The sequence below is a fragment of the Mycoplasmopsis pullorum genome (assembly GCF_001900245.1).
Taxonomy (GTDB): domain Bacteria; phylum Bacillota_I; class Bacilli_A; order Mycoplasmatales; family Metamycoplasmataceae; genus Mycoplasmopsis; species Mycoplasmopsis pullorum.
Genome location: NZ_CP017813.1, coordinates 318844 through 336662 on the forward strand (window position 1 = coordinate 318844; position 17819 = coordinate 336662).

9 protein-coding genes and 1 rRNA gene are annotated in these 17819 nt (G+C 27.8%); 7 read left to right on the forward strand and 3 right to left on the reverse strand.

The window, feature by feature from the left end:
- Positions 1-10 precede the first annotated feature (10 nt).
- Positions 11-1774, forward strand: coding sequence for a hypothetical protein (locus BLA55_RS01195; protein WP_073372294.1), 1764 nt, complete (start codon positions 11-13; stop codon positions 1772-1774).
- Between the two features lie 38 nt (positions 1775-1812).
- Here BLA55_RS01195 and BLA55_RS01200 read toward each other — a convergent pair whose 3' ends face one another.
- The 3 genes from BLA55_RS01200 to BLA55_RS04265 form a co-directional block, all read right to left on the reverse strand.
- The gene (locus BLA55_RS01200) at positions 1813-3429 is read right to left on the reverse strand and encodes an ABC-F family ATP-binding cassette domain-containing protein (RefSeq protein ID WP_073372295.1); all 1617 of its coding nucleotides are present in this window, start codon (positions 3427-3429) and stop codon (positions 1813-1815) included.
- 139 nt (positions 3430-3568) lie between these two features.
- A 5S ribosomal RNA gene (gene rrf, locus BLA55_RS01205) occupies positions 3569-3674 on the reverse strand.
- Positions 3675-3724: 50 nt separating this feature from the next.
- Positions 3725-3886: a hypothetical protein gene (locus BLA55_RS04265; RefSeq protein WP_167542424.1), complete on the reverse strand. Its 162-nt coding sequence runs from the start codon at positions 3884-3886 to the stop codon at positions 3725-3727.
- Between the two features lie 278 nt (positions 3887-4164).
- On the opposite strand from BLA55_RS04265, the gene BLA55_RS01210 reads away from it, so the two are divergent.
- From BLA55_RS01210 to BLA55_RS01235, 6 genes are all read left to right on the forward strand, one after another.
- Positions 4165-5160 carry a lipoate--protein ligase gene (locus tag BLA55_RS01210; protein ID WP_073372296.1) on the forward strand — a complete coding sequence of 332 codons (996 nt, stop codon included), beginning with the start codon at positions 4165-4167 and terminating at the stop codon, positions 5158-5160.
- The gene (locus BLA55_RS01215) at positions 5160-5960 is read left to right on the forward strand and encodes an alpha/beta fold hydrolase (RefSeq protein ID WP_073372297.1); all 801 of its coding nucleotides are present in this window, start codon (positions 5160-5162) and stop codon (positions 5958-5960) included. Before BLA55_RS01210 ends, BLA55_RS01215 begins: the two co-directional genes overlap by 1 nt.
- A gap of 43 nt (positions 5961-6003) precedes the next feature.
- Positions 6004-7461: a hypothetical protein gene (locus BLA55_RS01220; protein WP_073372298.1), complete on the forward strand. Its 1458-nt coding sequence runs from the start codon at positions 6004-6006 to the stop codon at positions 7459-7461.
- 35 nt (positions 7462-7496) lie between these two features.
- A complete protein-coding gene (locus BLA55_RS01225; protein WP_073372299.1) occupies positions 7497-8894 on the forward strand; it encodes a lysylphosphatidylglycerol synthase transmembrane domain-containing protein in 1398 nt (465 codons plus the stop codon).
- Positions 8895-9004: 110 nt separating this feature from the next.
- Entirely contained in the window at positions 9005-16855 is a 7851-nt protein-coding gene (locus BLA55_RS01230) for an ABC transporter permease (RefSeq protein ID WP_073372300.1), read from the forward strand.
- Complete coding sequence (locus BLA55_RS01235) at positions 16855-17748, forward strand: ABC transporter ATP-binding protein (protein WP_073372301.1); 894 nt, start codon at positions 16855-16857, stop codon at positions 17746-17748. The genes BLA55_RS01230 and BLA55_RS01235 overlap by 1 nt, the downstream gene beginning before the upstream one ends.
- Positions 17749-17819: the final 71 nt, after the last annotated feature.

Here is a 17819-nt window from a genome sequence, read left to right on the forward strand (position 1 = left end):
TAATGTAGTTATGAAAAGAACTAATAAAATAGCTATTTTAACTTCTGCGAGTTCCATCGCACTAATTGGTGCTGCAGCGATTGTTTTGCCTATTTTAAGCAGTAAAAAAGGAATGAAAATTACATCAGACAAAACTAAAAATAACTTTATTAACTATCAAATTAGTGATTTAGATAGTAAAAAAAGCATCTTAGAAGTTCAAGATGAAGCGGACATTAATTTATATTTTTCGACATATGGAATTATGACGTTCTTTAACCTTGTGCGTTTAGCAATGTTATCAAAATCAGAAACACATTTTCTTTATACATCAAAATTATTATTCCAAAAGTCATTAAATAGAGATGAATTTGTAACATTTTTACGTGAAAAAAGAGAATTACCAAAAGATGAAACAGAAGCTCAAAAAGTACAAAAAAATTATAAAAAATCTTCTGTTGAAGACTTGGACTCGCTTTCTGATGCAGAAGCTTTAGAGTATTTTAAGAGAATTATTGGAACTAATCCAGATAAAAAAATTAATTTATTTGTAAACTCAGACCACTTTAAAGATGAAATTGGTTATGCAAATTTAACTACTGAGTATCCGAACGTAACTGTAATTGCAATTGAAGATTCTTTAGGTACTGGAAACTGAGTTTCAAATCAATATGTACCAGCAGTTTATAACTTATATTTAGATCCTGAAAATGGAAATTTATTAAAAAATGCACCAAAATACGTAGACCGTTTGAGTCAATATTTGATTACTAACATGTATCCGAAAATTATTAGTTATTTTTCAGATTATGATGCTGTTCAAAGTTTAAAGAATAAGAAAATTAAAAATGTAAAAACCTTTTTTGAACCTGAAGAAGGTGAGAAATATTCTAGCAAGGAAATTAAGGATATTCTTTTCAATGCTCGCGACAGGGACAGTAAGCGACTTTCAGTTACTTGATGAAGCAAAATAATTGGATTAAGCTGAGAAAAAGAACGTGACATTGTTTATGTCGATACAAAAATTAATGGTAAACCATCGATTATTATCATTGGTACCAGTTATGATTCAGATTTAGAAAGAATAGTTTATATTGCTTCCAAATATGCGGATGAGTACAATATTTACTACAAAGGTCATCCTGGACACAATTATAATGCAACATGAATTAATCAAAACCTTTCACCTGAAAGTATTGGTAATTCACTTGATTTTGTCAACCCTATAACTAACGAAAAAGAAACATATGTGGTCCAAAAAGGACACATAATTAGAGCATTAGAAACACAAATTGCATCCGAAGAATTAACAACATACCACGTACTCGATGAGAATCCCTTAAGGTTTAACAAATGAGTCCTATTTACTTTCCTATCAGGTGCAATTAATGGAATTAACAACGGTTATAATTTACCAGATGATGTTCTAGAGATTTTTATAGACGGTGAAAAAGAACCTATAAATAAGGATAATTCGCTTTATTCAGAAACTATTAAAGAACTTATTACTAATTATGTTGCGAATAAAACCGTTTCTTTAGAATTAAAAGAAGAATCGAAAAATAAAGATGTAAATGAACTGAATTCAAATGATTTTATCGCAACCAAAAACCAAGGCGCTAAATTTTATTTTGACAACATTGAAATCTTAAAAGTTGTTTCAAAAGAGTTGAATCAAAGCGAAGATGCAACAAAAATAACTATATTATTGCAAGCTACTTCGAATTTACCAAATAATCCTGAAAACAAGACATATACATTTGAAAAATCGATCGAAATTCCTTTAAATCAATAAATAAAAACACCTCGGAATAAAGAGGTGTTTTTTCAATTTTAATAATCCATAGCTTCTTCGTATTCTTCGAGTGTACCACGGAATAAGAAACTTTTACCTGGTTCTTGAAGTTCTAAAATAACGTCAGCACATTGGTTAACAAATGCTCTATTATAGGTAGTGAAAATTGCTCCACCTTTGTAGGTTTTAACTCCCTCGATCACAGAATCAATACTTTCAGCATCAAGGTGGTCAAGAGGTTGGTCTAGAATAATAAAGTTACTTTCAAGTAACATCATTCTTGAAAACATTAAACGAGCTTTTTCCCCTCCGGAGGTGACTTTAACATTTTTGAAAACAGAATCATTTGAGAAAAGCATACGACCTAAGAAACCACGCATTCTCGAGTCACTGTTATCTTTAGTTTCTTGAGTTGAGTTTTCTAAAGGTCACTTACTAATTCATTCAAGAATATTTTCATCATTTTGGAAGTATTTAGAGTTTTCATTTGGAAAATAACTGAATTTAATTGTTTGTCCCCAGTTAACTGTCCCAGATGTAGGTTCTAACTCACCAGCTAAAATTTGTAATAATCTTGTTTTTGCAATGTCATCGTCCCCGATTAGGACCATCTTTTCACCTGGATTTAAGCTAAATGAAACATTTTCAAATAAAACGTCTCCATTTTCGTTTTTATATGTTAAATCTTCAACTGTTAAAATTTGTTTTCCGTGGTCTCTGTGCATGTCTCAACGCACATAAGGATATTTACGGTTTGATGGTTTAATTTCATCTAATTGAATTTTTTCAAGTGATTTTTTTCTACTTGTAGCTTGTTTCGATTTAGAAGCATTAGCACTAAAACGAGCGATGAATTCTTTAAGTTTTTCAATTTGAGCTTCTTTTTTAAGGTTTGATTGTTTCATCATTTCACGAGCTAATTCAGATGATTGTTTTCAGAATGAATAGTTACCTGTGTACATTTTAGCTTCTGAATAGTCAATATCAACGATGTGTGTACAAATTGAATCTAAGAAGTCCGAGTCGTGAGAAACAACAATAACAACGTTAGGATAATCAATTAAAAAGTTTTCTAATCATTTAATACTTTTAAGATCCAAGTGGTTAGTTGGTTCGTCCATGATTAAGATATCAGGATTTCCAAATAACGCTTTTGCTAAAAGAACTTTAATTTTTTGATTAGCAGTTAGATCCTTCATTTGTAAATATCATTTTTCAGCAGGAATTGATAAATGACTTAATAATTCCTGTGCATCGTTTTCCGCAGTTCAACCACCAAGTTCACCATACTTTTCTTCCAATTCACCAGCTAATGTGTAATCATCCATTGTTGCTTCAGGGTTTGCATAAATTGCATCTTTTTGTTCTTTAATTTTATATAAGTCAGTATTCCCCATGATCACGACCTCGGTTACAATCATGTCGTCATATTCATTATGATTTTGTGAAAGAACACTGATTCTCTTATTTTTTTCTTTAATAATTTGTCCTGAAGTAGGTTCAATAACACCAGCTAAAATTTTTAAAAATGTACTTTTTCCAGCTCCGTTAGCTCCAATAATACCGTATGTATTTCCTTCAGTAAACTTAATATTAACACCTTCAAAAAGCTTCTTATCACTAAAAATTTTCGATAAATTTTGTACTTCTAGCATTTCGGACTCCTTTTAATTTATATATTGATTCAAATTTATTTAATATTTTATTATTTTTGTTTAAATTTTTATTTTTTTATATCAAAAAAGTTATAAAAAACACCGTTTTTCTTATTCATTTTGTAAAAAAAGAAATAAAAAAAAGCGGCGCCCTATTTTCACCTTTCGGCTATCGTCGGCACTAAGAGGCTTAACTACTGAGTTCGGAATGGATTCAGGTGATCCCTCTTGCTATAACCACTGATATTATTTTAACATGGATTTAAAAAAGACCAAATATTTTTTTAAAAATTTTTTATTTTTTTAAATTGTCCCCGGGGACAGCTAACTTTATAAAAGTTTTAAGATTATTTTTTCTTGATCTACCGTTAGCAACTTTGTTTAATGTATAACCATTTGAACTGATGCTTTTCTGAATTACATTCGCTTTAACAAGTAATGTAATTATTTTTCGCACAAAACTCGGATTAGTGTTAATACTTTTTGCTATTTTTTTCTGATGTTAACTTATCTGGTGATTCAGAAAGCATTATTAGGATATGAATAGCAACTAAAAATTTAATATTATTCAAGACTACCTCGCTAAAATTGTATTTATTACAGATACAATTATGTATATTTTCAAAATAAGAAAATTATTTTTATTAATGCAATTTAGTGGAAAATCATGATTTTGATGATTCCACATTTTTAAAATTAAATACTGGTTTAGTAAGAGAAGAATATAATTAAAATATGAAAATTTATAGAGTTAAAGAAACATCACCATATATTACTTTAAGTTACGAAGAACTTATTACAAAAGATCCTGAAATGAGTGGTGATATATTAATGATTTACCAACATGATAATGCAGTTATTATTGGTAAAAATCAAAATGCTTATGAAGAAATTAAACGTGATTATGTTGAAGCAAATAAAATCGAGTTAGCACGCAGAATTAGTGGTGGAGGAGCAGTATATCACGATTTAGGAAATATTAATTTTTCATTTATCACAGATTATGACAAAAAAGGTGGTTATGAAAGATTTTTAAAACCAATTATTGACTTTTTAAATTCTTTAGGTTTAAATGCTGTTTTCCATGGTCGTAATGACCTCTTATGTAACGGAGCAAAAATCAGTGGAAATGCACAATTTATTCACAAAAACAGAATAGTTTCACACGGTACGTTGCTTTTTGATGTGGATTTATCAAAATTATCAAACGCTTTAAATCCAAGTAAATTAAAAATTCAATCAAAAGGAATCCAATCGATTAGACAAAGAGTTACAAACATTGCAAAAGAGTTAAATTATTCAATGAAAGTTGATGAATTTATTGATCGTTTAATTAAATTCTTTGTTGAAAATTACGGAGCTTCTTATGAAGAAATTCCAACACAAAAATACACTAAACAATTAAAAGAATTGTCAGATATCCGTAAAAGTCATGAGTGAATTTATGGTAAAAACCCTAATTTCATGGCTGAAAACGTTGATAAATTTGCTGGTGGAATTATAAAAGTTAAATATACAGTTGAAAATGATAAATTTAAAGATTTTGCTTTCGAAGGTGACTTTTTAAGTAAAAAAAATGTTGAAGAAGTTAGTGAATTAATTATCGGAAAGAATTACGACAGAGAAGAATTTTTAGACTTTTTAAATAAATTAAATGATTCTAACAATTTTGAAGAATACTTTGGTAGTTTAAAACCTGAAGAAATAGCTAACTTAGTTTTTGGTAAATAATGAATACTGAAATTTTAGGGTTTAAAATTAATTACACTTACGAAATTGACAATTTAGACAAACCAGTTATTTTATTTGTTCACGGTTTTGCTGATACTCAAAAAACATTTTTTAGATTTAAAGAATTTGAAAATAAAAATTTCCGTTTTGCATCTTTAGATTTACCTGGTTCAGGTTTATCATCAACAGATAGACATATTCTAATTGAAGATTTTCAAAATCTACTTTTAGAGTTTGTAAACAAAATATTAGTCGCAGAAAAAGAAATTTATTTAGTTTCTCATTCGCTTGGTTCGGCCAGTGTTTTATATGTTCAAAAACACTGTAAAAAAGTTAAAAAAGTTGTTTTACTCGCTCCATTTAATCCACATTTAATTGATGATATTAGTGAATTTAACAATCTCAAAAAATGATTAATACCATCAAATATTAACGACGCTAAAGAATCTTTTTTAAATCTTTTTGGTGAAATTAATCCAATTATTGAAAAAGGTGCTGTGCAATATGCAGAAAAAGTTATGTCAGTAATTGAGCGAAGAAAAATAAATTTTGAGAATATGGTTAATCAACAAATCTTAAATAAAAATTACCTTTCTAAAAATATTAGTCCTTTATTTCAAGGAGATAATTATTTTATTATCACTGGTGATAAGGATCATTATGTGCAAATTGAATCACTCGAAAAATTAAATAATTTTGAATCAAAATCATTAGTTTTAAAAAATAAAGGACATGCGATTATCTATGAAGCAAGTAAAGAAATTCAAGAATTTTTAGTGAATATGGTTCAGAAAAAATAATCTTAATTTCTTTAAACTAATATCTTGCAAAAAAGGTGAAAAAATGAATATAAATAATATTTTAAAAAAATGAACAAATTCAACATCTAACGATTCATCTTTTGTACGAAAATTAGCTTCAATTAATTTCAATAAATTTAAAAACGATCTTGAACTCGCATTTTCGAGTTCTTTGCAGTTTAATTTAAATAAAATTTCTGCACCAACAGGTGTTGGGACAATATTTTTTAATGAACATACAATTGTTGGTTTAGCAGAATCATTTTCCAAGGTTATAAAAAGAATAAAACCTAATGCAAAAATTTTTGTAAATGACGATAAGAGTTATATTTCGGACTTATATTTGAATATTTTTTCAAGAATTTTGAATAGAAATGACTTTCAACTTTCACGTTTTAAGGACGACAAAAAAGTACCGTTTTATCTTTGAGAATACGCTAACTCGCAAAATAAATACGATTATTGTATCAATTTTAAGTTTTTAGATCCTGATAAAACAAATTTTGAAATATCCTTTTGAAGTAATGAAAAAAACTTATTAAGTCAAGAAATTATTAATGAAATTGAGAAAGAGTTAAGTAATTTTGATTACTTAAATTTTGATATACCACGAAATTCGATCGATTGAAATTACGATATTAGTTACATAAAATATCAAAGTTATTTAATTAGCAAATATAAACTTTTATATGATAAAGAGATAAATTTCTTATTTAGTTTTACCGACAAAGATGACTATATTAAAGGCATTTTCAACAATTTATCCTTTAAATATGACGAAATTCAAAACAACAAAAGAATTGATAATGCTTCTGATTTTAAATATTTTAAGAAAAATAAAATTTACAGTTTCTTAAAAAAATATGATGCCACTTTTATTTTTAACAAAAATAAAACAGGTTTTAATTTTTCACCAAAAGAAAAAAGTGTTTACAAATTTTTAAAGACAGATGAAATTGCAATTTTATATTTAGATTATTTGGTAAACGAAAATAAAATTGAACTGAATCCTAATTCATACATTGTTAAATCAGTAAAAACAAGCACTTTGATAAATCAATTTGCACAAAGAAATAATATTCGAGTTTTTGAATACACTTCTGAATGCAATTTAAAACAAATAATTAATGAAAATGGTCAAAAAAATTTAATTTTTGCATTTAACCATGAGAATGAATTTATACCATATGATTCATTTACCAATTGATTCGATTCAATTCAATTTACTTTGGATTTAATTGATATGATTTGAGTTTATAAGAAAAATAATTTAACATTAATTGATAAATTATTAAATATTAAACGAAATTATGATTGAACAATATTTACCAAAAAAAGTATCGAAATAGACTATGAATCCGCAATTGAATTTTTAAGAAAAATTAAAAATGCAAAATTTTTTGGTGATGAAAAAATTGTCAATTTAATCGAATATGAAGATTTTCAATCAACAAAAGACCACTTAATGAAAATCACCTTTTTAATGGTAATTACCAAATAATTTCTTATTCACATATAAAGCAAAAAATTGAAATTTTGACCAACGTTGTACAAAAAAATAAAGAAGAAAACTCTGAAATTAATGCAATTATTAAGGAAAAATATTTAAATGAATCTGTTCTAGATTTTATGAATAAAACCGGAAACAAGAAAAACATGACAAAGCAAATTTTTAAATACTTTTTCTTCATTTTGATATTCATTGGTATTTTTGTGTTTTTATTTTTTTCGGTCTATAATATAGATAAATCAGGAAGAATTGGTAATACCAATATTTCTAAAACATTGTCAACTTTATGAAGAGTTGTGAACACGGATATCTATACTAGAGCAGGTTTTGCATTTATTTGTTTATACTTTCTTATTGTCGTATTTTTTAACTCATTAATAATTAAAAAAGCAATTCACGTACAAAATGAAAAAGCGAAATTTTTAGATATTTTTATTGCAAATGTTTTAGGTATAGTTGCACAAAATATTACTCCTAAATCTATTGGTGGAGACATTGCGACTTATTGATATTTGAAAAAAAGAGGTGTTAAAAACTCAACTTTATTATCTGCGATCATAGTTAATACATTTTTTTGACAAATCGTTAACATTTTATTAGTTCTAATATTTGTACCAATCGGAATCTATTTTTACTGAGATTTCTTTAAAAAAATGAATAATGAAACTGTTTGATTTTTAACCTTTTTAGTTTTAGGTTTGGTCCTTGATACAGCTGTAGCAACTATTTTCTTGGTTGTTTCGATGAATTTATATTTACAAAGAAAATTCTTATCTTTTGTAATTTGATTAATTGAATGATTACCAATTACCGGTTCATTTGACACTCGTTTAATTTATACAAAATATAAGTATGAGTTTTATCAAATCAAACATGGACTGAATTTGATTTTTAAAAAGAAAATTCTATTCCCTGAATTACTTTTTTACAAGTTTGTTGTGTGATTGATTTGACCAGCGGCGATTTTTGCAAAATCAGCTCATTTATTGCAAGATAATTTAATAGGTGGTTGATACTTCAATATGACTTCATCAAGTATTTTGATTAAGAGTGCGAATTCAATTTCAATCACCCCCGGGGGGACTGGGACGGCTGATTATTTTGCAAAAATGATTTACAAAGAAATTTTGTTAAGTAGTCCACATTTTGGTTTAGATAATCCTAGCAAGTCGGCTGCTGCACTCACAGCGATCTCGACATTAGGTTTAATTGCAATCCCTACCTTAATTTCGACATTGTTACTCATAATTGTTTTCTGCACTGATAATCATTTAAAGAAAAAGGAACTCAAATACAGAAATCAACAATTATTAGACAATAATATTATTTTGAAAAAAAGACCAAAAAGTTATTTACAACCTATTATTTATTTCATTTTTTTCATTTTACTTTTTGGACTATTCGCTTTATTCGTTTTTTATTAAGTTTTCAAAACTCAAGTTTTTAATGCTTGAGTTTTTTTAAATTTCACGACAAAAGAACAGAATATTATAAAATTATTAAATATATTTAATAATAAGAACGAGGATGTAATATGTGAAATTTATTTAAGGAAACATTTAAATCTATCTCTAAAAATAAAATTGTTGTAGCAGGATTGACAATCTTGGTATTTTTAACTTCAGGAGTTTTTACTCTGATGGTTGATATGACCAAATCGATGTCAAATCAATTCAACAAATATAGCAAAGTGTCCAAATTGCATGATTTAACAATTGACTTAAACGTGCATTCGGATGGATCTGCATATAATGATGGATTCTATGTTAATGATATCGATCAATATTCTCCAGACGCTTCAAAATATTATAATAAAGCTTTAAGTTATATTGAAAATGATAACTTTTATAAAGTTAATTACATTATTGATCCAAAGAAAATTGAATCAGATTATGTTAGTGTTGCAGATTTTAATCTTAAAAGCGACGTTTTAAATTCATATTTTGTTAAAAAAGAAGATTTTTTAAAGCTTTATAACATTTTCCAAAATTCAAATGATAATTCATCACTTAATTTCGACTTAAAAAATATCGACAGCAGCTTCAGTGTCCGTCGTCCTTATAGATTTTATTTATACGAAAAACACGAAGATAATACTTATTCAATCAAAAAAAATCAACTAAGTATTGACTTAAATTCAGAAATTCACTTTGATAAGCAATATAAATTGAGTGATATTGCGAATGTTCACCAATTAGAAAATCAAAATATTGTTTTAAGTCAGTTCTCAACTCTATACATCAACGTTTTTACAAAAGAAGCAACCTTTAATTTAATCAAAGGTCGTGAATGAGAAGATGAATCAAAAGCAATTAAGATTGAACCAAATAAATTCTTAAGTAAATTCAGTTTAGAAAGTGAATTGAATTCTTATTTTGTCACAAATAAAGAACATTTAGGACAAACATTCTTAATTAAAGAATTTGCAGATGAAGTTTCAGATTATAAAATAGTTGACAACTTTACTTTAAAAAACTTTGTAAGTTCGGACTTAAACTTAAGTTTAGATCAATTAATTACTTTTGAACCAGAAGTTAAATATTCTATACCTACTTCTTGAGTTGCAAAATCAGAAACATATAATTTATTTAATCGTTTACACTACACCACAACTTTTGACAAGGTAAATTCAAATAAATGAACCGGTTCATATAAAGAATATATGGAATCACTGATTCAAAACTCACCAGATAAGAAGTTGCCAAAAGATGTTTCAGATTTTTCATATTGATTTAAAACAATCATTACTTATAATACATATTTTGATGAAGAAGGTAATGAATTAGGTAATAAAAACAAAACAGAATTAACTGTTTCTCTTGCAAAAGAAGAATTGTTACATCCACTTTCTTATTACAATTTTGAAAATCAAATCAAACCAAGTATTGCAGAGAAATACACCTTGAGTGCACCACGTAGCATTTTAGAAATTGAAGAAATTAGTAATAACAAAATTGATGATGCGTTTGCACCACTAACTGATAGCCACGTAAAAGAAGAACGGATTCAAGCAATTAAAAAAGGTGCTTTAACTATTACTAAGACCAAAATTTTAGATTTTGTTAAGGCTGAGGTGGGACTCAAAAACATCGGTTTAAGAGAAAATATCACCGTTGATTCAGTTAATGCAGAAACTAACGAGAAAAATGTCTTTAACTTTGTCAATGTTGGGGACAAAAACAAAAAAGTTCAAGGTGTTGAGCTAAATGTTGGGACACTTTACAACGAAGAAAAGTACCCTACTGGGATCAACGACATTGCTGACTCAACTAATTCATTCTTTAAATCAAATGAATTATCACCATATATTGCTTACAAAATTGTTGAATATATTTTTAAAAACTTATCGACAAATAACCAATACATTAAATTAGACATAATTTATGATAAATTAACTACCATTAATCCTGAAAATGGTGAAAAAGAAGGATACACACAAAAGAAAATTCTTAAATTAGCTGATTTTACCAAAGGACAAGCTGGTTTAGAAGTAAATAAATTTAATAATTTAGGGATTACTACTTACAAAGATAAATATATTTTTGTAACACCGCAAATTGGTCCAAACAATGGTTGAGAATTAGCGGTCTTTAGTAACACAAATAAAACATCATTTACATTAGAAGAAGTATTTGAAATCTTTAAAGCAAAAAATATTACAGTTAGATATTCATATTTAAACCCTAACGGATGAGCAGATGTAGATCCAACTTTCCAAAACTTAAATTCAATTATTTTAGGTTGAAGAACACCATCATTAGACATTATTAATGAAGCAATTAAGTTCGGAACAATTAATGGAATGTTTGATGTGGTTCAAAAATTCTTATTAAACTCTGATTTAGTAAAAAGCGGATTATTAAGTAAAGAAAACGTTTATAACATAGTCGAAGCTGGAAAATATGGTTCAAATAAAAATAAATTAACTACACTTTTTGCAAACGGAAAAATTAAAGCTAATATCTTTCCTTTAATTGGTTTTGATGCTCTTTATTATTTAACGCATACATCTAGCGGTGACTACTTTTCAACTTTAGTTAGTGATGTATTAAATAATTTAAAAAACATTTTATTAACCAAAGGAACAGTAGAAGAACAAAAGATATATCTTGAAGAACAGTTTAGTAATTTATTAACTTTCATCAAGGACTTAAGTGGTAGTGATTTATCACTTGTTTTACCTAAAGAATTGTTTGCTAACTTCTTTAAAGATCCAATTGCTCTTTTAGATCAATTAAGTGAATTAGTTGCTTCAGTTGATTGAAAATCATTCGCTGAAAAAATTAATGATTTTATTAGTAAGGAATACAATAAATCAATCACTAAAGATGATAAAACTTGAATTATTAAGTTAAGTTCAATACAATTATTTACTTGATTCTTAGAGTCGATTTATCCAAACAACTTTAAATCAGTTTTAATTAAAATAATTGAAAATATTGATTTATCATTTGATTTAGAAAATACCAATAAAGCAACTATTATTAATAAAATTTTATGAATGTTACCACAAAACATGCGTAAAGTGGTTATTAATCTTTTTGAAGAAATCAACAAACCTAATCCAGCGGATCAACCGTTTTTAAATGTGGTTAATGGAGTTAAAAATATTATTAAATTAATTGACTTAAAGATTTTCACTGAATCACTCAAAAACTCTCTAAAATTGCAAACTTTCACTAATACAATTTTGGAGTACAATGAGAGTCAAGATAAAGCATTTTATAACCAAGTTCAACGTGCAGCTTACACATTTAATAGTGTGGACATTCTACAAGCATTCTTAAAATCATTATTCAGTACCCCTGGGGCTAACAAGATTTTTAAACAAAACTTAATTGATATGTTTAACTTATCGGACAAAGGTTCGGTAATTAATATTGATGATCAAAATAAAATAATATTCCCCAGCCCTGATGAAAATAAATTAGACATTTTTGACTTAATAAGTAATTTTTCATTAATAACTGAAAAAACAACTGAGAGGGATGCAAACGCAGTTGTGGTCAATAATGAATTTGAAGACAATTACTTAACATTATTAAACATTCAAGCTAAATTGAAAAAAGCTACAGATGCCTATAAATTAAGTCAATTAAGCGAAAAAGAACGTAATTTCTTAAATTCATGATTCGATATTGATCCAAATAAAATTTACCTTGAAAATAAAGAAATCACTGAAGTGCAAAGCAAAATTCAAGCAATTAGTGAATTCTTTGCATTTTTCCAAAATAATTCCAAAACATTTAAGATTCAAGATAAATTGTCCCTAGGGGACATTGGGCAAATCTTCAATGTTTTCGTAAATAGCGAAGGTAATTCATACTGAAATGCATTACATTCACTACTTCAAACAATTATTCCTTTCCAACCAAAAAATAACTTCTCTTATGGTGAAGAAATTTATCCTTTCTTTAAAATTTGAGTTAGATTATTCGCTTGAAATCCAGAAATTGATTGAAGTATCAAACAAACATTTGCACTTAATTTATTAAGTTTTGCAAATAAAAAATCAATTATTGATTACTTTAATTCTCCTGAATTACTTCGTCATGATTCACATAACATTTTAAAATATGAAGAAACAGATTTTGCTGTTTCGCGTTCAATGATTGATCCGCAAAAAATGAGCAATTTATTCTTTGCGAGAGATTCAAAAGGCGATTATCTAAATGCTGACTTAAGAGCATTTATCGCACTAAATCCTTTATTTAAAGACTTTATTGAGAAAAATCAATTAGACATTAGTGCGACATTGTCATTAGTTGCAGATTCAGATCACTATTACTATTACACAGAAAAAGAATTAGCAATTTTAGGTTCACAATATCAATACAAAGGTCTATATTCAATTCTTGCTTTTAATTTAATTAACACTTTAGGATCATGAGAGTCATTCAAAAACAATCCTAGCTTATTGCTTAAAGTGACTGAAAGCATTGACGGAATTAGTGGACTATCATTTATTGGTGTACCTGAAATGATGACTAATCCATTATTTATTTCATTTATTCCACAAACTTTAATTTGATTTTTAGCAGATATTAATTCTTATACAACTCAACCGAGAAATATTGCGAATTTAGCTTATTTAATAATGAATAAGACAATCAATTTTGAAGAGTTAGCAAATCAAAGTAAAGAAGAAATGTATGAATGATATTCATATTTCAATAAAACTGGTTTAAATCCAATCTTCCCTCTTTTCGAAAATGAGGACACATTAAATATTATTTTAGACGATGAATATTTTGCTCGTTTAGTTAATTCAGATAATGCAAAAGAACACAAATATAACTTCTTTGGTGTTGATTTAGGTAAATTGCTTTATAGTGCAATCGATACAATTTCTCCAATTAGTTATGATTCGAAATTCTTGCGTTACAACTCTGATTCAGCTTATGTTGCAAAAGTAAACTATGCTTATTTATTAAAAAATAATAAATCGATTTACAGTGGTGAATTACCAAAAGATCCAATTAAACTTAACGAATTAATTGAGAGAATGGATGAAAAATATCTTCTAAATGTTAATGGAATAAAATACATCATTATTGGTGAAGACATTACTGTGGACTACTTATATCCAGTTATTGACGAAAATAACCTTCAAGTTAATACTAAAAACCAAGGTATTGTTTATGTAAACCAAGAGGGATTCGATAGAATTCGTTTTGCTCACCAAAGTAATAACGTTAAAAACTATTTATTAGTAAAAAACAGCACTTCAAAATCAAGTGCCGAATTACGTGATGAATTTGAAGAAAAAGTTCAAGATTTATTAATGAACTCAACTAAGATTCGAAGAGTTTATTTAACTGATGAATTAGACGTGTTGAATCCAGAAAGATCATTAAGAGTTTCAGTTGTTTCAGGAATTATTAATTCAATTTACAACTCAAGTAGATTGATTCTTGCTTTACTTGTTGCAATTGTTGCTGTATCGATTATTTTCATTATTAGACGTTACATTTCGAACAAAAATAAAGTACTTGGAATCTTACTTGCTCAAGGTTATTCATCATTTGAGATTGCTTTATCACTTACAGCTTTTGCTACATTCGTGACCGTTGGAGGGGGAATCTTAGGATACTTAGTTGGACATTTTAGTCAAACAGCTGCAATGCGGGTATTAGATAGTTACTGAACGCTTCCAACTGTTCCTAACGTGTTTAGTATTACCAGTTTCTTGGTTACAATTATTCTTCCTTTAATTGGAATGTCTGTGTTAATTATTTTAATTGCACTTAAGTCATTAAGATATAAAGCAATCGACTTAATGAGTGGAATTAACGAAATTAGAATTGGTAATTTACGTAACAAATGACACTCATTATTTAAAAAATCACGTGTAACTACACGTTTCTCTGCATTATTATTATTCGGAAGTTTTTGAAAATTAATTTCGTTTGGATTTAGTATTATCTTAACAAGTATTACGATTATTTTTGGTATTTCCACCTTTAAGGTGTTTGATAAGAGTGTTGATTATACCTACCAAAATAGAAATTACAATTTCCGTTACGATTTATTTACACCTACACGTCAAGGTGGTCCGTTAAATACGTATAATTATGACAACCTTGAAAATTCATTATATGTCCCAGTTGGGGACTCGATTGAAATCCGTACCGCGGCCTACGATTACTTCAAACCGGGACACTCAAGCATATTAAATGCATTCCCTGACAAAAATGGTAATCCTGATGATTTTACTGCACACATTATTACTCAGTTTGCAGTAAATGTAACTGTGGATTCATCAATTAGTATAGATCCATGAGCAATTACGTATAACCAAATGCCTGATTCGCAAAAATCAAGAATTAACGAATTACGTAATAAATTAGGAATTGCACTTGAGGGGACACAAGATGGAGTTTATATTAAAGAAGATGGTACCTTAGACTTTGAAAATACAACAAAGACAAAAGGATTTTTCCATTTCTTAATTAATCGAAATAATCCTAGTTTATCTAAGTTTGTGTACTACGAATATGATAGCTTCACAAAAGAGTATGCAATTTCACAAATTACAACAACATTCAAACGTGATGAATTTAGAGAGTTCTTAATTAGTGCATACAACAAATTAAGAGCAACATCTGATTTAAAAGACTTCTTAATTGGATTTGGTGGTATCTACTTTGACAGTAGTGAAGATGAGAAATTTAGCTACGCAACAGTTGAATTCAAAAACTCTAAAGATCAATTTGAAACGATTAACATGTATGGATACGCTTCAAATTCCGAAAAAGTTAAATTAATTGCTCGTAATTCTGAAAATCTTTTAGAGAAATTAAATACTGACTTAATTGATGGTAAATATGTTCCATTAGTGGTAAACGTCATTGCGGCTAAGAAATACAACTTGACCAAAGGGGACATTTTAACAGGTAACGTTTTAAACACTGTGGACAGATATACCAATAAAATGAATGAATTATTAAATATTCCAAATGCAAATAATTCAGCAACTGAATTTAAAGTTGTTGGTATTAATCCAACCTATATTAATACTGAATTCTTAATTGCAAAAAGATGAGCGGATAAATTAACAGGTTTAGATACCTTAAACTTTAAAGATGGTATTCCATTTAACGGTATCTTGTCATCATCAAAATTCCCTCAACAACTTTTAAGTTCGGTGTCGTTATATTCTCCAAGTGGCTACTGACCAGCTCTTTCTAATTTAGATACATCAACAATGAATCTAAATGAACAACAACAAATTTTTGACAACTTATTTGGTCCACAGGGACTATTGAAATTACAAGGTTGATCTGATGGTAAAATTGTCAAATTCTTAAATCCTAATTCATCATTAACCTATGAAAAACAACTTGAAATTTCGAGAGCAGAACCATATATTTCAATTGATAAGTTCTCAAAAGTATACGATAATCAAGTATTAAGTCTCATTGCAAACACAATTGATTCAAAAGACATTCAAGTTGGATTTGCTAAAACAATTAGCTCAACGGTTCAAACAATTGTAACTTCAATTATTATCTTAAGCTTCATTATTACAATAGTAATTTTGATTATCTTATCAACAATTATTATTGGTGAAAACGAGAAAAATATAGCAATTTGAACAATTCTAGGATACTCTCAAAAAGAAAAATTGATTATGTTCTTCTCAATCTTTATACCTTTTATTCTCATCTCAATCTTATTCGCTATCCCGATTGCGTACGGTATTATCAGCTTCTTCAGTTGAATCTTAATCGCAATATCTGGTCTAGCAATACCTATTTCAATCACGGTCTGAAACGTGTTTATCACTCTTAGTGTGGTAATGGTGATTTTCTTAGCAACTTCGTTATTAGTTTGAAGATATATAAACAAAATTAAAGCAATTGATTTATTGAAAGGAAAATAATGTTTTTTAAAAAGAATAAAAATCCCGAAGAGTCTAAAGTAAACGTAAATAATGTATTCGAATATTTAGAATCAAAAAAAGAAAAACAACAAAAAGATGTTAGTCAATGAATTGTTAGAAAACTAAAAAAAGCTTCAAACAAAAAACGTAAAAAAGATGAGAATTTCAAATTAAAAAATGAACCCGGTAATATTGTGGACGTAGTCAATGTCAGCAAATATTATTTAACAGGTAACACAATTACTAAAGTTTTAGAGAGTGCAAATCTTGAAATCAAAAGAGGTGAATTTATTGTTATTTTTGGTAAGAGTGGTTCTGGTAAATCGACTTTATTAAACTTAATTAGTGGACTCGATCGTCCAAGTAATGGACAAGTTATCGTAAATGACACTAATTTACCATATTTAAGCGATAATCAGTTGACTCAGTTTAGAAGAAAAAATGTTTCATTTATTTTCCAAAATTACAACTTGCTACAAAATTTAACTGGTTACGATAACGTGGAAACTGGAGCTTATTTACAAAAAGATAAGACCAAAAAACAAGACATTGAACAAATGTTCAAAGAATACGAAATAGAAGACATCATGGATAAATATCCCTCACAGATGTCAGGAGGACAACAACAGCGTGTTTCTATTTTAAGAGCTTTATCAAAGAATGCTGATATTATTTTTGCTGATGAGCCCACTGGGGCACTTGATGAAGCGACAAGTAGAATTGTTTTAACTTCTCTATTTAATATTAATAAGCAAAACGGAACCACAATTATCATGGTTTCACACGATCCTGATATTAAAAAAATTGCACACAGAATAGTGTATGTTAAAGAAGGGAAAATTACTGGAACTGAAGTGAATTCAAATCCAAAACATCCTTCTGAAGTTTATTAATGTAACCACAAATTTATCGTTTGAAAGTCCCTGCTTGATCGGGGGACTTTTTTCTTTTTTAAATTGTCCCC